At 54.3% G+C, this 15,495-nt stretch carries 10 protein-coding genes and 1 pseudogene; 3 read left to right on the top strand and 8 right to left on the bottom strand.

From position 1 onward, the window contains the following. Window positions 1-321: 321 nt before the first annotated feature. Both AB2B41_RS21850 and xrtE read left to right on the top strand, forming a co-directional pair. On the top strand, window positions 322-510 hold the full coding sequence (locus AB2B41_RS21850; protein ID WP_367879948.1) for a hypothetical protein: 189 nt from the start codon (window positions 322-324) through the stop codon (window positions 508-510). Between the two features lie 110 nt (window positions 511-620). Next, a complete protein-coding gene (xrtE, locus tag AB2B41_RS21845; protein WP_367879947.1) occupies window positions 621-2,246 on the top strand; it encodes an exosortase E/protease, VPEID-CTERM system in 1,626 nt (541 codons plus the stop codon). Window positions 2,247-2,508: 262 nt separating this feature from the next. Here xrtE and AB2B41_RS21840 read toward each other — a convergent pair whose 3' ends face one another. From AB2B41_RS21840 to AB2B41_RS21805, 8 genes and pseudogenes are all read right to left on the bottom strand, one after another. After that, window positions 2,509-3,045: an Hsp20/alpha crystallin family protein gene (locus AB2B41_RS21840; protein ID WP_367879946.1), complete on the bottom strand. Its 537-nt coding sequence runs from the start codon at window positions 3,043-3,045 to the stop codon at window positions 2,509-2,511. Between the two features lie 315 nt (window positions 3,046-3,360). Further along, complete coding sequence (htpG, locus tag AB2B41_RS21835) at window positions 3,361-5,223, bottom strand: molecular chaperone HtpG (RefSeq protein WP_367879945.1); 1,863 nt, start codon at window positions 5,221-5,223, stop codon at window positions 3,361-3,363. A gap of 121 nt (window positions 5,224-5,344) precedes the next feature. Beyond that, window positions 5,345-5,881: an Hsp20/alpha crystallin family protein gene (locus AB2B41_RS21830; RefSeq protein ID WP_367879944.1), complete on the bottom strand. Its 537-nt coding sequence runs from the start codon at window positions 5,879-5,881 to the stop codon at window positions 5,345-5,347. 373 nt (window positions 5,882-6,254) lie between these two features. Beyond that, window positions 6,255-9,152: a PQQ-dependent sugar dehydrogenase family protein gene (locus AB2B41_RS21825; protein WP_367879943.1), complete on the bottom strand. Its 2,898-nt coding sequence runs from the start codon at window positions 9,150-9,152 to the stop codon at window positions 6,255-6,257. Between the two features lie 70 nt (window positions 9,153-9,222). Continuing rightward, a pseudogene (locus tag AB2B41_RS21820) lies at window positions 9,223-9,942 on the bottom strand (IS256 family transposase); the annotation flags it as partial. Window positions 9,943-9,987: 45 nt separating this feature from the next. Next, window positions 9,988-10,929, bottom strand: a complete 942-nt coding sequence (locus AB2B41_RS21815) for a Hint domain-containing protein (protein ID WP_367879942.1) — start codon at window positions 10,927-10,929, stop codon at window positions 9,988-9,990. A 691-nt stretch (window positions 10,930-11,620) separates the two neighbouring features. Further along, window positions 11,621-12,541 carry an endonuclease/exonuclease/phosphatase family protein gene (locus AB2B41_RS21810; RefSeq protein WP_367879941.1) on the bottom strand — a complete coding sequence of 307 codons (921 nt, stop codon included), beginning with the start codon at window positions 12,539-12,541 and terminating at the stop codon, window positions 11,621-11,623. Between the two features lie 185 nt (window positions 12,542-12,726). Further along, the gene (locus AB2B41_RS21805; protein WP_367879940.1) at window positions 12,727-14,343 is read right to left on the bottom strand and encodes an MFS transporter; all 1,617 of its coding nucleotides are present in this window, start codon (window positions 14,341-14,343) and stop codon (window positions 12,727-12,729) included. Between the two features lie 551 nt (window positions 14,344-14,894). Here AB2B41_RS21805 and AB2B41_RS21800 point away from each other — a divergent pair. Next, a partial coding sequence (locus AB2B41_RS21800; protein ID WP_367879939.1) for a hypothetical protein occupies window positions 14,895-15,495 on the top strand: 601 nt, incomplete at its 3' end.

Below are 15,495 nucleotides of genomic sequence, written 5' to 3'. Positions count from 1 at the left end.
CCTCCTGAACAGGATGAATCAGAAAACACACCTCATGGGAATCCCCTTTGATTCAACGAAAGATGGAACCGCTCTAAGACGATAATGTGTCGCCTATGGGGTTCACGTTCTGACAGATCCTGCTTCTCAGCAGCAGCCGTTCATTATTGGAACAAAATACGAGTGTTTGTGCTGAACAAAATGTGGAAACCCCTCGCAGGTCTCGGTCTATCTGAGGCCAGCTGTATAGTTCCGAAGAGAAATCTTCGGGAACTTCTCGAGATCGCGGTGAAGGCCGTGATGAACAAAAAAGTGTAACAATCATCCTAGGGGGATATTGCAATGAACAAATTTATCTTTGGTGTCATGGCGTTTTTTGCGTCCGCGCCAGCTGCATTCGCGATAGATTGCCAGACTGGAGCCGAATGCGTTCGAGTGCCGGAAATTAGCGCGCTTGAAGGAATGGCTGCTGTGGCGGCGCTTAGCGCCGTAATGCTTCTGGTCTGGGAGCGCCGCCGTCGCGCAGGCTAGTCGCTTTTAGCGGTCTGGAACGAAATTGAACGGGCCCGCCTTTCTGCGGCGGGCACGAATGGGTGGGGTTGAATTCTGACGCTTGTCGACTGCCTGCCACTGAAGCGCATATGAGCACTTTGACCGATCCCCACTCTAATTCATCTGATCGCAGTCTGCCCCTCGGCTTGTTGGCTGCCCTAATGCTCTTGCTTGTGGTTGAGCTGGGTGCAATCGGAATTACCTACAACCACCTTATTCCTTTCTCTTGTAAAGCAAACTGGCCGCAATTCGCCTGCCTCAGCGCCAGCCTGATGCTTGTCTCACTCTACTGTGTTGTGGGAGCACTCGTGCTCATTGCCATGCTCCGCCCGGCGCTGTTCAAAGCCCTTCTGGCTGAGGCGCGACTAGGTGGCTGGCCGCTTGCAACAAATGTCTCTGGCGTTGGGCTTGCTTTTGCGCCACTCGCTTTCCTGGTCGAAGGCGAAGCACGAAACATGCTCCTTCCCTCGTTTGCCTTCTGGACCGTGGGCATGGCATTTCTGCTCGGAGGGTTGGCACTCTGCCTGGCCCCAATTCCCGCTTGGCGTAGTTTCCTCACCAAGACCGGCGGCGTCCTTATCGTCGCTTTAGTCGCCGGCATTGCCACACCTTGGATTGCCATCAAGTTCCGCGTTCTTTGGGGCGGTCTGGACGGTATCGCAAGTATCACCTTTTCAGTCGTAACTTGGATCATCGACACGCTCGGATACGAGGTACAGGCCAATGCGGAAGAAAAGTGGATCGGTGCGAATGATTTCTTTATCGCCATCGGGACACCGTGTTCCGGCGTCGAAGGCTTTGCCTTAGTTACGCTCTTCGTTACCCTCTACCTCTGGCTCTTTCGAGCAGATCTGCGGTTTCCAAGGGCGTTTTTGCTTTACCCATTGGGTCTCGCCGCCTCGGCGATCTTCAATGCCCTGCGTATCGCCTTGCTCTTGGTCATCGGACTTGAAGGCAACCCTGAACTTGCTGCCGGCGGTTTTCACTCCCACGCGGGCTGGCTGATGTTCACATTCGTTGCCCTAGGCATCATTACTCTAGCCCAGACCGTTCCTGCACTGAAGCGCGCAACCTCCCACACCGCATCTGTGCCTGTCCGAGCAAACCCTGTGCCATTCTGGCAGGACCCTGTCGTGGCTTGTATTCTGCCCTTCGCTGTTTTTATGTTTGGTGCTCTTTTGGCCTCGACTTTTGCAACCAGCCCGGGGCTGGTCTATCCGCTTCGGGCCCTCGCTGTTGCAGCAGTAATGATGCCATTCTGGGGGCTTTATCGTGCGCTTGGTTGGCGGATCAATGGACCAGCAGTGGGCGTTGGCGCAGTCATCGCGATCTACTGGGTTTTGATCCCTGTGGCCCCAGCAGAGACGGCTCCTTACGGCACTCTCAGCGGGGGCCTTCTAATTTTGTGGTTCATCGTGCGGGGTATCGGCACCACATTTCTTGTGCCGGTCTTCGAGGAACTGTTTTTCCGCGATTATCTTGAGGGCCTGTTCCGCGCTCGCCTCGGCTCAGCCATTGGGGCCGGGCTGATGTCAGCCGCGCTTTTTGCACTCCTTCACGACCGCTGGGCAGAAGCATTCATAGCAGGCCTCATGTTCTCCTGGCTCACCGCGAGGCCTGGCGGGCGCATCACCGATGCGATCCTGGCGCACATGGTGGCCAATGGCCTAATCTTTGCCGCAGCGCTGGCGACTGGGCGACTAGAAATCATCTGATTACCTAGCTAAGCAAGCGGTCCATGCCAATTTCTGCCTCCCGCGTTTGGTAACCCACTCCAAATTCAGGACCACCCTGCGCAGGGCTCCGGTGAAGCGATCGTTGTGGCCGCAGATAGGCATCGCGTGGATACGGCGATCACACTTTGACGGGCCTGCCCCTGTATCCGGGAAAGGAGCAGGCGGAAGTTGTGATCTGAGGTGGCACCCCCTTCGTGTTCGAAGAGCTGTCTCTCCGAAGCGTCTCCCTATTGATGGGTAGTTACTTTGATGAGACCTTGATCTTCCGGCTGGGGTCCTTGGGTTCGGTTTTAGGCATGTTGACGCGCAAGATGCCTTTGTCGAATTCGGCAGAGATCTTCTCGATATCAACCGTGTCAGGGAGCATCATTGCCCGGGAAAAGCTGCCATAGCTGCGCTCGCTAATGTGCAGATCGCCTTTTTCATCATGGGTGACCTTCTTCTGACCTCGCAGGGTCAACCGACGGTCCGTGAGTTCAATCTCAACGTCGTCCTCGGAAAGACCGGGCAGCTCCGCCGTCAATTCAATGGCTGTGTCGGTCTCATTGATGTCAATAGCAGGTGAAATCGCACCCGTCATGTCCAGGGAGGGAAAACCTGTCCGTTGTGCTTTGGTCTCAAAGGGCAAGAACGGGGAACTCCCCCCAAAGAACCGGGACATCATGGTCTCCATCTCACGCCGAAAGTTGTCAGCCAGCGGATTTGTTCCAGGGATCAATTGCGGTGTCTTTCTGTCTTCGAGCATTTTCTGAACCTTCTCAATTTGTGTGAACAGCATGCGTTTTGAGAATGCAAAAAAGACAGGGTGACGCCTTGATTTTCCTCAAACTGAAGGACGCAGTTTGCTCGGCCGGAGCTAAACTGAACTTCCTCCGTTGCGGCCCAGCATGGGTAGCATCCCGACGCCAACGTACACACCGCTGATCGTGGGGACGGAACAGATTTCATTGTCAGTCGCTCGACGTGACGGTCAGGGAAGTTGCGAACAACTCGCCAAAGGTTCTCTGGTTGGGCTTCAGGGTCGAAGCACACAAGGGCGACAAACCATCCCGGTCTTCGAGTAAGCGGCTTTCAGCTGTGCTACGCTCCTCCTTCAGGTGCCAAAAGCCCGCGCCATAACCACACCCAGTCGCCGCGCGAACGCGGATGGGTCGGTTGGGCTTTCACCTTCGACAATCCGCGCCTGGTCCAACAGAAGGTGGGCCGCATCCTTTAGAAGGTCATCGGCACCTGCACTCTCTGCCTTGGCTCGCTCTGCCAACGTCGTGATGATTGCGTGAGTTGGATTGAGTTCGAGCACCCGCGGCATGCTGTGTTCGAGTTGGCCATGGCGCTTGAGCAGACGTTCCAGATTGACATCCATATCACCTTCATCGGCGATGAGGCAAACGGGGCTGTCCGTCAGACGTTTAGACGGGCGCACGTCTTTGACAGTCTCGCCGAGTTCAACCTTGATCGCAGCAATGAGGGCTGAAAGGTCAGCCTCTTCGGTCTTTTCTTCTGATTTTGCTTCGTCAGCCTTGATCTGATCGAGATCAGCTGCGCCGCGGGTAATGGATTTGAGGGGCTTCCCATCGAACTCGGTGATGTGCTGCAACCAAAACTCGTCCACGTGGTCTGACAGAAGTAGAACCTCCACACCCTTGGCTTTAAACCCCTCGATGTGAGGCGACTGAGCCAGTTTGGCAGCATTCTCGCCTGCAATATAGAAGATCGCTTCTTGTCCCTCTTTCATGCGCTCAGCGTATCCCGCAAGGCTGGTCAGGGCGTCTGCACCGGTGGAGGTGAAACGACAGACCTCAAGAATACGATCCCGCATGCTGGGGTCTTCAACCAACCCCTCTTTCAGAACTGCGCCAAAATTGTCCCAGAACTTGGCGTATTCGTCAGGGGCTTTCGCGGCCTTTTTCTTCAGCTCGCTGAGAACCTTCTTCGTGACCTGGGTCTTGATTTTAGCGAGCTTCGGATCCGTCTGAAGCATCTCGCGCGATACGTTGAGCGAGAGGTCTTGGCTGTCCACGACGCCGCGTAGGAAGCGTAAATAAGCCGGAACGAGATCCGTCGTGGTCTCGGAGATGAACACGCGATTGACGTAGAGCTTCACATGGCTTTTGCGCTCAGCGTCAAAGAGATCAAAAGGCCGAACAGTGGGGACGAAAAGCAGGCTGGTGTGGTTGAGCGCACCTTCGACTTTGTTATGCATCACATGCCAGGGCGCATCGAACGCGTGTGCACTGTAACGATAGAATTCGTTGTACTGCTCGTCGGTGATGTCTTTCGCTGGGCGGGTCCAAAGCGCTTCAGCCGCGTTGAGCGTCTCGTCACCCAGTTTCACCGGGAAACTGATGTGCTCGGAATAGGTTTTGATAATGTGCCGGATGCGGGCTTCTTCAGCGAATTCCTTCGCGTCTTTTTTGAGGTGCAGGATTACTGTTGTGCCAGAGGCTTCTCGCTGGGCTGGCTCTATGGTGAAAGACCCTTTGCCGTCAGAAGACCAGAGCCAGGCTTCCGTTTCACCCGCTTTGCGGGTGACCACGTCCACTTGGGACGCGACCATGAACGCCGAATAAAACCCAACGCCGAACTGGCCGATCAGTCCTGGGGCATCCTTCTGCTCGGATTTCAGCGCTTCGATAAAGGCGCTTGTACCTGACTTTGCGATGGTTCCTAGCGTCTCCAAAAGGTCAGCATGGTTCATGCCAACGCCGTTGTCGGAAACAGATAGCGTTTTCGCTTTGGCGTCGATTTCAAGCGTGATTGCGAGATCCTGCGCTGGTGCCAGACTTGAGTCCGTCAGTGCCGCATAACGAAGCTTATCACAGGCATCGGAGGCGTTGGAGACAAGCTCCCGCAAAAACACCTCGCGGTTAGAATACAGAGAGCCCGCGACGATCTCTAGAAGCTGACCAACTTCGGTCTGGAAGGAAAACGTCTCCTTCTCGATGGTCTCAGTCATTCGAACCTCCTTATTCTTTACGCGGCGGACATTTATGTAACTCACACGCTGATTTCAATGTGGCACCCCCCTTCGTGTTCGAAGAGCTATCTCTCCGAAGCTTCTCCCTATTGATGGGCAGTTACTTTGATGAAACCTTGATCTTCCGGCTGGGGTCCTTGGGTTCGGTTTTAGGCATGTTGACGCGCAAGATGCCTTTGTCGAATTCGGCAGAGATCTTCTCGATATCAACCGTGTCAGGGAGCATCATTGCCCGGGAAAAGCTACCATAGCTGCGCTCGCTAATGTGCAGATCGCCTTTTTGATCGTGGGTGACCTTCTTCTGACCTCGCAGGGTCAACCGACGGTCCTTGAGTTCGATCTCAACGTCGTCCTCGGAAAGACCGGGCAGCTCCGCCGTCAATTCAATGGCTGTGTCGGTCTCATTGATGTCAATCGCAGGTGAAATCGCACCCGTCATGTCCAGGGAGGGAAAACCTGTCCGTTGTGCTTTGGTCTCAAAGGGCAAGAACGGGGAACTCCCCCCAAAGAACCGGGACATCATGGTCTCCATCTCACGCCGAAAGTTGTCAGCCAGCGGATTTGTTCCAGGGATCAATTGCGGTGTCTTTCTGTCTTCGACCATTTTCTGAACCTTCTCAATTCGTGTAAACAGCATGCGTTTTGAGAATGCAAAAAAGACAGGGTGACGCCTTGATTTTCCTCAAACTGAGGAACGCAGTTTGCTCGACCGGAGCTAAATTGAACTTCCTCCGCTGCGGCCCGGTATGGGTAGCATCCCGACGCCAACGTACACACCGCTGGTCGTGGGGATGGAACAGATTTCATTGTCAGTCGCTCGACGTGACGGTCAGGGAAGTTGCGAACAACTCGCCAAAGGTTCTCTGGTTGGGCTTCGGGGTCGAAGCAACCAAAGGCAACAAATCAGACTTGGAATCCATGATCAAAACTTCGGAGCATATTCCTTGCCCGCCTAAACTCAAGCAAGCTCAACAATCTTGTCTTGGTCAAAGTTACAATAAAGTTCTCGTCTAATCAGTCACTTCGGAAAGGCGATAAATCTCGCCTGTCTGCTCGGTTAACAGCCCTGGCTGTCCGTCAGGAAAAGTAAAGAACCTGACGTCGACGCGGTTCAGGCCTATTTCATTGGCTTCTTCTAACAAATCCACTGGAGAACCGGATGGGTCTTTCAAGTTCAAACGATATACCGTTTTGATCTCGGCAGGATCATCTCGCAACGTCGCGAGTAAATCACCGGAAACAAGATCCCCAAACAGGGCTTCGATCTTTTTGAAGTGAGTATCCGAGTAAACAGGCCCACTTAGACCAAATGCTTCTGCCCCCTGTGGCCTCATCTGCGCATACGGTTGAACGAAACCAGCTTCGCCCAGCGGAGCCTGTCCAATCGCAACTGGATCCGTTCCGGCTTTCTCAGTGTGACCACCATTAATATAGAACATGCCTTCTCGTGCTGTTCCATCGACACCGATGCCATCGCTGGCATCGCCCGAAACGCGCCCCCAACCGAAGTTTTCAATTTCCCGGTCACTCAAAAGGTCGGCCAGTGCAATGACGTTGATTTCGTCTGCAACCTTCGCCCCCATTTCTGCAAAAGCGATTTTCGTTTTGGCCCTGTCAGTGAACACAATATCTTGAACCTCCCGCACGCCCTTTGCAGCAATTTTGATTGCGCCTGTGTCTTGATCAATGATCAGCAGCTTTGAAAGAGTGAAGCCGTCATCCTGTGCAAAGGTCAAACCATCGCGATTGGAGCCCAGGTTGTCGCCCCGCGCGAGAAGCAAATCGCCATTTGGCAAAGTTAGAACCCCGCCGCCCCTGTGCCCGGCGATCATCTGCTCGAACGCGGCGAGCAAAACGGGCGCTGGCTCACCGTCCGTTCCGTCAAATGGATTGAATTCATATTTGTAGATAATTTGATAACGCGTCCTGCGTTTCTGGTATGCATCGACATTGGGCAAAGGCTCAGGAACGACGCCTACAGGCAGATCATCCGTTGTAAAGACCATGTAGACGGATTCTCCTGGTCCATCAGCCACGTTCAAAATAGCCCTGACGTAGTCAAAGGAGAGATCATCCGGAGGGTCCGAAAAGACATTAAAAACCTCCGCGGAGGCCCCTCCGGAAACCGTTTCATCAAACTTGTGAACGGCCCCTGCACTCTTGTCGACGATGTAAAGCTCCCCATCAACGACAACCGGGGCGGCCAAGTCATTCCTGCTTCTGTTGTCCGCCCTGGCGATCGATCTGACGTTTCCGACGCTCTTCAAAGTAAGAACAATCTCTGACTCTTCGATCGCTGCGGGCGCAAATTCTGCCGAGGGTGCAACGCTTTCGACCGCGGGGGCGTCCTTTGCAGCCACCATTGTAAGGGCAGCACTATTCTCGCTGGTGTCAATTTCGTAGCGCCAGCTTTGCCCAGGAGGGTCGTGTGGCACAAAGTCAGTGGTACCAACAGCAAACTGCCTGTCCCAGCCAGTCAGGTTGTTGTTCTCGTCATAACGAGCCGTATCTTTCCATGGTGCCGTCCAGTAAAGCAGGGGGTCCAAAAAGGCTTTTCGCGCCTCTGCATCATAATCGACAGACGCAAGACGCATCGCTCCATCGGTGCCCCTGTCGTACTGACGAATTTGATGTTCCGGGAAATCGATTGAAATAATCGATGGAGCACTGTCGTAATTTCCATTGTTTGCAAACACGCCAATGTCGACCCGGGACATTCCGCGCGTCTGGTTTTTTCTGTTGCCCGCAATCGGCTCATGCCAAACGTCATGCCATGCAACGCGTATTCGGGCCGAACTCGCATCGGGACCTTGAGGTTCGATCGATACGCGCCCTGGGTCACCGCGCAAAAGTTTCCATTCGAATGTCAGAGGTCTGTCATTCGGATCCGTGGTGTCTTTGGCGCTTACCACCATCTCACGTTCCCACGCAAAGCTACGCCAAACACGACCAATTGCGGCGCGCGTATCCATCACGCGTTCATTCAACCCCGCAAGACCAGCAGTATCAGAAAAGTCTTCTTCAACGACTTGCAGGTGCACCGTTGGTGGAATGTCCTCCGGGCGCATCTTAGACGCCTGGGCCACCATTCTGTCTGACCGAATGAGCCGCCCATCGAAGGCAGCCGGGTGCGCCAGACCTGTAAGATAGTCCTCTCGGGAAGACACAGTTGCAAGGTTGCGACGAAGTATCATCTGAACCGTTGGCGCAATTAGACCTTTCTCTTTTAGAAAAGCGAACGTATCTCTAGGCAGCGCCGCAAGCGTTAGAGCCATAGCGTTTATGAACGGCTGCTCGGAACCTACCCCCCCTTCACTGGCAATCATGTACGGCCAGTTGATCGGAAACCGATCTTCCGCTCCATGATCCCGATAGGCTGGATAAACATAGATATGGTTGTTTGTGTAAAGCGCTGCCGACTTCATGTGCCAAGACATATCCGTCATCGCGATACGGGGCAGGCTACGCGGTGGCCGGATGTTTTCGTCCAGGGTTGACGCATTACCAAGAACCACTGCAGGAAATACGATTTTGCCAGCGAGGCCAAAGTCTAGGTCATCAGCCGACGTGTCCAAATCATACTTAAGATGTGTCAGGCTGGGGTAGAGTTCCGGATCCAGAAGCGACTGACCGCGATCGCGATTGTCATAGAGAACTCCGCGAAAGCCGTTGATGCTATTTTGGCCGCTGAGGATTCTCACCAGACGTGCACCGGCTTGCCTATTAGTGGGGCCTATTATGGGCACATCGTCTCTTGGTTCGGGCAACTGGAGACGGGAAGCGACCAACACATCTCCCGGAGTCGGAACAAGATCTTCTTCGGTTAGAAGTATCTCGCCGGCTTGGACAGGTGCCAGCAATAAAAACAATGCAAGGGCTGAGTAAAAAGCAGAGTAAATAAAGCGCATAGCTACAATTTGGCGTGTCTCACCGAGCAAGTCCATCGGTAGTGTCAAAGATCTTTCGCACATTTGATTTTCACGCGACGACGGCTCCGTGGGTTTGATCCGCGAATAGCGGTGTCATGTTCATGTACTTTCGGGTGGACCATTGTGTTCCGGCGATGTGACGCAAGCGAGCGGCGGCCAGGTTCAGGCAGGACTTCCCATCGGGGAACGCGCCAACGACGCGGGTGCGTCGCCTGATCTCGCGCATGATGCGTTCCAATGGGTTGTTGGTTCTCAGCTTGATCCAATGACTGTCGGGGAAGCCGTAGTAGGTCAGCGTTTCGTGGCCTCTCTCTTCCAGCAGCTCTGCCGCCTTGTTGAGCTTCATGGCGCGCAGATCGGCGATCACCGCCTTCATCTTCTCGGCAGCGGCCTTTCGGTTCTCCTGGGCGTGGATGGCCTTCAGCATTCGGGCGATGTCACGGACCTTTCCGGACGGCACAAGGCTGAAGACATTCCGGTAGAAGTGAACAACGCAGCGCTGCCACTGGGCGTCAGGCAAGACCTCAGCGGCGCTTTCGACGAGCCCTCTGCAAGCGTCCGAGATGATCAGTTGCACGCCTGAGAGCCCGCGATCGGCCAGGTGGCGCAGGAAGGCTGACCAGCCGGATTTGTCCTCCTTGGGGCCTTCCATGATCCCGAGTATCTCCCTGTAGCCGTCGGAGGTGACACCGATCGCCACGAGCAGCGAGACGTTGCGGACCTCACCTGCCCAGGAGCGCTTCATGACGATCCCGTCGAGAAATATATATCTGAAGATGCCGCTGATGACGAATTGGGCCCCGGCGGGATGGCGTCAAGCCGCCAGCAAGACGGCCTCCGCTATACGTGCATCAGGTCGCGCCAATTTAGCGGGCGAAGTTCGCTTTTCCAAGCCAGACACGATCGCCTGCATCATGCCCTTGTCGTTGGCAAACCGCTTCTCCTGATCGAAGTCACCTAGGAAGTAGCTCTCTGTTAGCGCGCCATTTGCCTCAACGATCTCGTGCTGCGTGAAGAGGAGATGGAAATAGGTCACGGAGAGGCATGGTCTTGATATGATAGAAGTTCCATTGACCAGATGTTTCGCTGCAACGAAGACTTCGTCTTCTCCTAGATGGAGCTGGGGGCCGTAGCCGGTGAGAAGCATTCTGTGATTGGGAGACACTAAGAGTTCGGAGGCGTTCCCAAAGCTTCCGCTTGCAAAGCGGATGGGCGCGGACTTCCCATTGCCGCTGACCGTTTCGCTCGCAATCCAACTGACCGGGACCATCCCTTTGTCAGCTGTCCAGACCATTTCACCGGGAAGAATGTTTTCTATCGCTTTCGGCCCATCGGCTGTCCGAATTAAGGTGCCTCGAACGAAACAAGCTGGTGCCGGAAAGCGCTCAGGCGTGCTGGTGTCGAGGTCTGCGACCGCTAGTTTCGTATTGCCTGTGGATAGATTTGGTAGCGCATCACCATCCGCATTCATGTCAATAGCGAAGGTCTGGAATAATCCACCCCCCAAGTCCACACGGATAAATGCTCCGTGTTGTAACGGATCCCCGCGAACGTCACCGTAGCCGAGGAACTGATATGTCAGATAGGTCGTTCCCCCATCCAATGAGACAAGCTCGCCAGTTGCTGGTGTGAACAGCTGATAGTCGTCGTCTTCGAATGTGAGGCCGGTCGTTGATCCATTCACAATGTTGATATTACCGCCTGACGTCAGCGGATCACCATTCACGTCTTGCGCGGTCAGAGATAGCGTACCCATAACCCGTTGGGTCCTCGTTACTGTTTCCGGAACATGATCAATCCGGAACAAGTCACAAATGAGGCAGGATCGTGACCTTGCTGTAGAAAGGCTACGTCGGGTTTAAGAAGTTCGGGATACCGCTGTTTCTTGAATGGCCAATAAGGCAGTCGCGACAAAATTCGGCCTTATTCGCAGCGCATTCCGTTGCTATTGGTCTATCAACTGGCAAATGTGCGATCTTGGAATGAGGAAACAGATGCAAGGAAAATGCTACGCCTATCCCTATCCTGATAAGAGCGGCGCATTCCTTCGCGAGCAGAGAGCTTTGGGCCTTCGGCGTCTCGCAAAGGTGGCCTTCATATTTGCAAGCTCAGGCCTAGTCGCTCTGCTCCTCTGAATTCCGTTTTTCGAATCGGTTGAAGACCGTCCTTCGTAACGCATGAACTCTCCTCCTGAATGTTGAAACCCCACTGCCTCCGCGGGCTTCAACATGCAGGAGGAGAAATCACTAAAAGAGACGTTGAAGCAAACCGGCTAGAAGCCGGTGGTTTATCTCCAATAGATAGAAAATAAAATCGCCCTCTCCGAAATTAGCGATGGAGCCGAATTCCACCCAACGAAAGTATTTGAGTGGAGTTTCACTTGAAACGAGATCATTCCATCCGGGAAGTGATCCGTCAGACGCTAACAGCATCGGAATTAGACCTCCTCAAAGACCCTGGAATTCGACGGTAACCGCTGCATGATCGCTTGCATGCGGCCTGTGCTCACCAACACTCGCAAGATGTGATCCGCGAAACCTTTCCACCTCCAGCCCCAACCCTTTCCGTACAATCAAAGGCACCGTGTCAGGAAATCTTTCGGCCAACGCAGGAGAGGCAAGAAGGGCATCTGGGCAGTGATAGAGCCCAGAATGGGGATCGAAATACGTCCAGCGATCTGGCTTAGGTATCCGCAACATCAGGTCTGATGCAAACCCGCTTTCCAATGGGGATATCGCGCGCTCAGTCTCTCCGCGTTCACGTGTTGGCTCGTTGAGGTCTCCGAGAATGAGCCAAAGATCAGGTCTCGGGTGCGTAAACTTGCGTTCAATAATCCGCCGGGTCGCAAGCGCTTCTAGCCTCCGGATTGTCCAGGATTTGCGGGGCTCTGGATAAGGAGACTTAAAGTGACACACGAAAAGTGTCACCGCACCAACGGTAGCCGTGAGACAGTCGCGCCGAAAGACAGGCAAGTCGGCGCTCACTCCCGGAGGCGCAGGAAAGCCCAGGTCGGCCGGTACAAGCGATGCATGACTTTCGATGTTCGACAGGCGCAACCGAGACATGAGAGCCACATCAAGACCCCGGCCATCATTCCCGGGCAGGCAAACGCGGTACGGATAGGGGGCAATACCCGTCGGGAGCAAGAACTCATCATGGAAATACTCGAGCGTCTTCTGATCAAAGACCTCTTGCAGCGCCAAGACATCGGCATTGATGTCCGCCAAAAGCTCCGCCGTCAGACAACGATCAATCGGGTCCAACTCGGGATCCTCAGGACTGTCTGTATCCCAAGCGCCATGAAGAAAGTATTCACCCTGCCTCTGCCGCAGCCTCAGATTCTGAACATTCAGGGTGGCGATCTGCACGTGCTATCCAAAGTGACCCGACAAGTCTCGTCCAAGCTCTAGTCTGCGCATTCTGTGCTCGCATCGTCAAATAGTGGGTGGCGGAACCCGTACCCCTCTACGGGTCGGGCGCTCAAGACCATCCACACTGTGCAAGCACCGCCATCCGTTCGAACGGCTCACTTTCCTTCAATCAAAGAGATGCCTCAGTCTCCCGTCTTGAAGCGGGAATGCTGGACGGCAAATACCGTGAGCAGAGGCGCCGCAACTGTAAGAAGCCCAACAACCACGAGCAGATGCCCCAGCTCGGAGTAATCCGCCTCAGAAACGATCGCGCCTGTTTCTGGATCAACGGCAGCGCGGGTGATCAAGAAATACTGGTTGAGATATTTTGTCCCAAGACTCGCGGCCGACAGTGCCATATTCGTGAACGACGCCATAACCGCAAAGAACGTAGCTTTGAGATGTGCAGGGGCATTGCGTGCAATCCAAGCCAACATGGGAACCATTGCGACTTGACCCAAAGGCGATTCAATCGCCGTGTCCAAAACAGCGATGAACCTCGCATCCACAATCCCATGCGTCCGAGCCGCTGTCCACTCATGAACCCCGTAATAAAGAGCAAGATTAGGCAAGGCGAGGAGCCCGGCCGCGATCGTCAGAAGTATCACAATATGAGCGATGGATCGGCGGGCCATCAAAGGGCGCAGCACAAAGAGGCCAACAAGCGCCAGAATAGAGGTGATGAGCGCCAGGACGGATAAGAAACTCTCATCAAACTTGAGCTCGTCGATCTCAAACCATGTCAGACCTGGCCCCGGGAGCGGCACCGACCGAAACACAAAAATGATCGTTGCCGTGCCAATCAAGGCGCGCGCCTGGTCTGGCTCAAGCTCGCGGATAAGGCGAGAAATTAAGAAGATAATGACCGCAAGCGACATTCCAAAAAGCAGCTCTTGCGCGTAAGCAAGCTGCGATGTCCCCAGCCCTATACTCAAAAGAACAAACGCCAACCCGCCGCCCAGAATCAACCAATTAACTTGCGTTTCTTCGTCCGGGCCAGAGGAGGCGCGACCCTGTCGCAAAAGCTGTCTCTGCAGGATACCATGCAGGATGGTCCCACTCACGGATATCACAGGGATCGCAAGCGCCATGAGGTAGACGCGGCCGTAAAGCCCAAGTCGCTCTGCATCACCAAGCGTGTCAGCTCCTGAGAAAATCCAGATGTTCACGGCAGCAACCGCCGACAAACCAGAAATGATCGCAATACGCCCCAAGGTCTGCATCGTCGTATGCATGGCACGGGCGTCCGTTTCGGAGAATGCCTCGCCGCTTTTGTTGGTCCGTGGCACCGCCTCGACGGTCATTGCATCAGCGACAACGTCTTGAAGTGCGTAGCCAGAGGGAGCGAGCAACACCGCAATGACATACCAGGCCTCGATCGGTAGGACGCTCCTCATTTGGGCCGGCGCAGAAACAAGCCCATACATGATCAGCAAAGATGCCGTGATCAGCCCCGCACCCAGCAGGACAAACAACGCTTTCCATCGCCAGAAAAGATCAACCAGATGCCCAATTGGCATCTTCAGGATCCACGGCAAGCCGGCCCAGAAGGAGAGACCTGCGATGAAGGCCGCAGATAGATCAAGGTATTCTTTCAGAAAGAACGCACCAACGACGGAGGTCAGCCCGGAGACGCCGGCGGCAAAATAGACCATGAGCGGGGGAAGATAAGACCAACGCAATTGAGAGGCGAGATCAACAAAGGTTTGACGCCACCAAAACGCGAGCTTCGCGCGAATCGTTGTCTCTGAACTGCTCATCCGTTGCCGTCCGGACCTGTGACTGGTTTGTGTTTCAAAGAACGTTACCGCAGATCACCAGAAGCAACCAAGGGTATCGTCCCTCGCCTGCGAATGGCCTACCTGCCAATTTCAGACACCGCGCTGGACGCCATGGCGTGGAAGCAAGCCTCGAGATCAGATCAACAGGGGCGCCTTATCCAAGAAGCGCATTCGTTCTTGGATGGTGCGCACCTACCCATGAAGACCTCAGTGGGAAAGAACCAGAATTTAACTGTCAAAAAAAACAGCGCAAAAAGGAACGAATCATCGATTGTGGCGCGCCAGTGTACAATCTCCGAAACCATCTAATAGTGTTTCTTCTTCTCAAGAATTCCCCGCAAAAAAATTGCAAAAATTTGACACAATTCTGAAAAGCAACTTAGCGTGCAAGTCCAGGAATACGTACAAGTAGCTGATCTATAACAAAGAACAGCTGCACCACTTGACGAGTGCCCTTCGAGGAATGTGGCAGGAGATTGGCAAGACTGCTGGTTTCATACTCGTCGCTAGCGTCACGAAGAAATGCCGAAATGAAGAATATGTTTTCTAAAGTAAAATCCAGAACCGTCTCCACAATTGCAATTTCCTCCTGGTTGGTCGCAAGCGGAGGCTACGCCCATGCCGGCTCTCTTTCAGATCCAGTTGTCACTCCTGCTCCTGTCCTGTCCCAGGCGCAATCATTCGGACTTCAAAAACATCTATGTGGGGTAGATTGGCAGACCGAAGCGGGTAACCGTTTTGGCCAGACCCTACAGCAAAGAGACGACTACGCAGAAATCTTAGCATACCTGACAGAGCAATGCCCCGAGGTTGCTTTGCTTCTCACCAATCTTCCCGTTGCGCAGGTGTCGCAGAGCGCTGGCCAAGGTCTCGGTAGCCCCGGAGATGGTGAAGGCGACAATAACGGCGGCGAGAACAACGGCGGCGAGAACAACGGCGGCGATAATAACGGCGGCGAGAACAACGGCGGCGACAACAACGGCGGCGATAATAACGGCGGCGACAACAACGGCGGCGATAATAACGGCGGCGAGAACAACGGCGGCAATAACGGCGGCGGCGAGAACAACGGCGGCGACAACAACGGCGGCGATAATAACGGCGGCGACAACAACGGCGGCGATAATAACG

This window comes from Sulfitobacter sediminis (genome assembly GCF_040811725.1).
GTDB lineage: Bacteria > Pseudomonadota > Alphaproteobacteria > Rhodobacterales > Rhodobacteraceae > Sulfitobacter > Sulfitobacter sediminis.
The sequence above is the reverse complement of the archived record's forward strand: the minus strand, read 5'-3'. Positions and strand labels throughout refer to the sequence as shown.

Bases quoted from the DNA above. Each gene is read 5' to 3' on its own strand.
- xrtE (WP_367879947.1), top strand. From the start codon at position 621: ATGAGCACTTTGACCGATCCCCACTCTAATTCATCTGATCGCAGTCTG.
- AB2B41_RS21850 (WP_367879948.1), top strand. From the start codon at position 322: ATGAACAAATTTATCTTTGGTGTCATGGCGTTTTTTGCGTCCGCGCCA.
- AB2B41_RS21805 (WP_367879940.1), bottom strand. From the start codon at position 14,343: ATGAGCAGTTCAGAGACAACGATTCGCGCGAAGCTCGCGTTTTGGTGG.
- AB2B41_RS21830 (WP_367879944.1), bottom strand. From the start codon at position 5,881: ATGCTGTTTACACGAATTGAGAAGGTTCAGAAAATGGTCGAAGACAGA.
- AB2B41_RS21825 (WP_367879943.1), bottom strand. From the start codon at position 9,152: ATGCGCTTTATTTACTCTGCTTTTTACTCAGCCCTTGCATTGTTTTTA.
- AB2B41_RS21840 (WP_367879946.1), bottom strand. From the start codon at position 3,045: ATGCTGTTCACACAAATTGAGAAGGTTCAGAAAATGCTCGAAGACAGA.
- htpG (WP_367879945.1), bottom strand. From the start codon at position 5,223: ATGACTGAGACCATCGAGAAGGAGACGTTTTCCTTCCAGACCGAAGTT.
- AB2B41_RS21815 (WP_367879942.1), bottom strand. From the start codon at position 10,929: ATGGGTACGCTATCTCTGACCGCGCAAGACGTGAATGGTGATCCGCTG.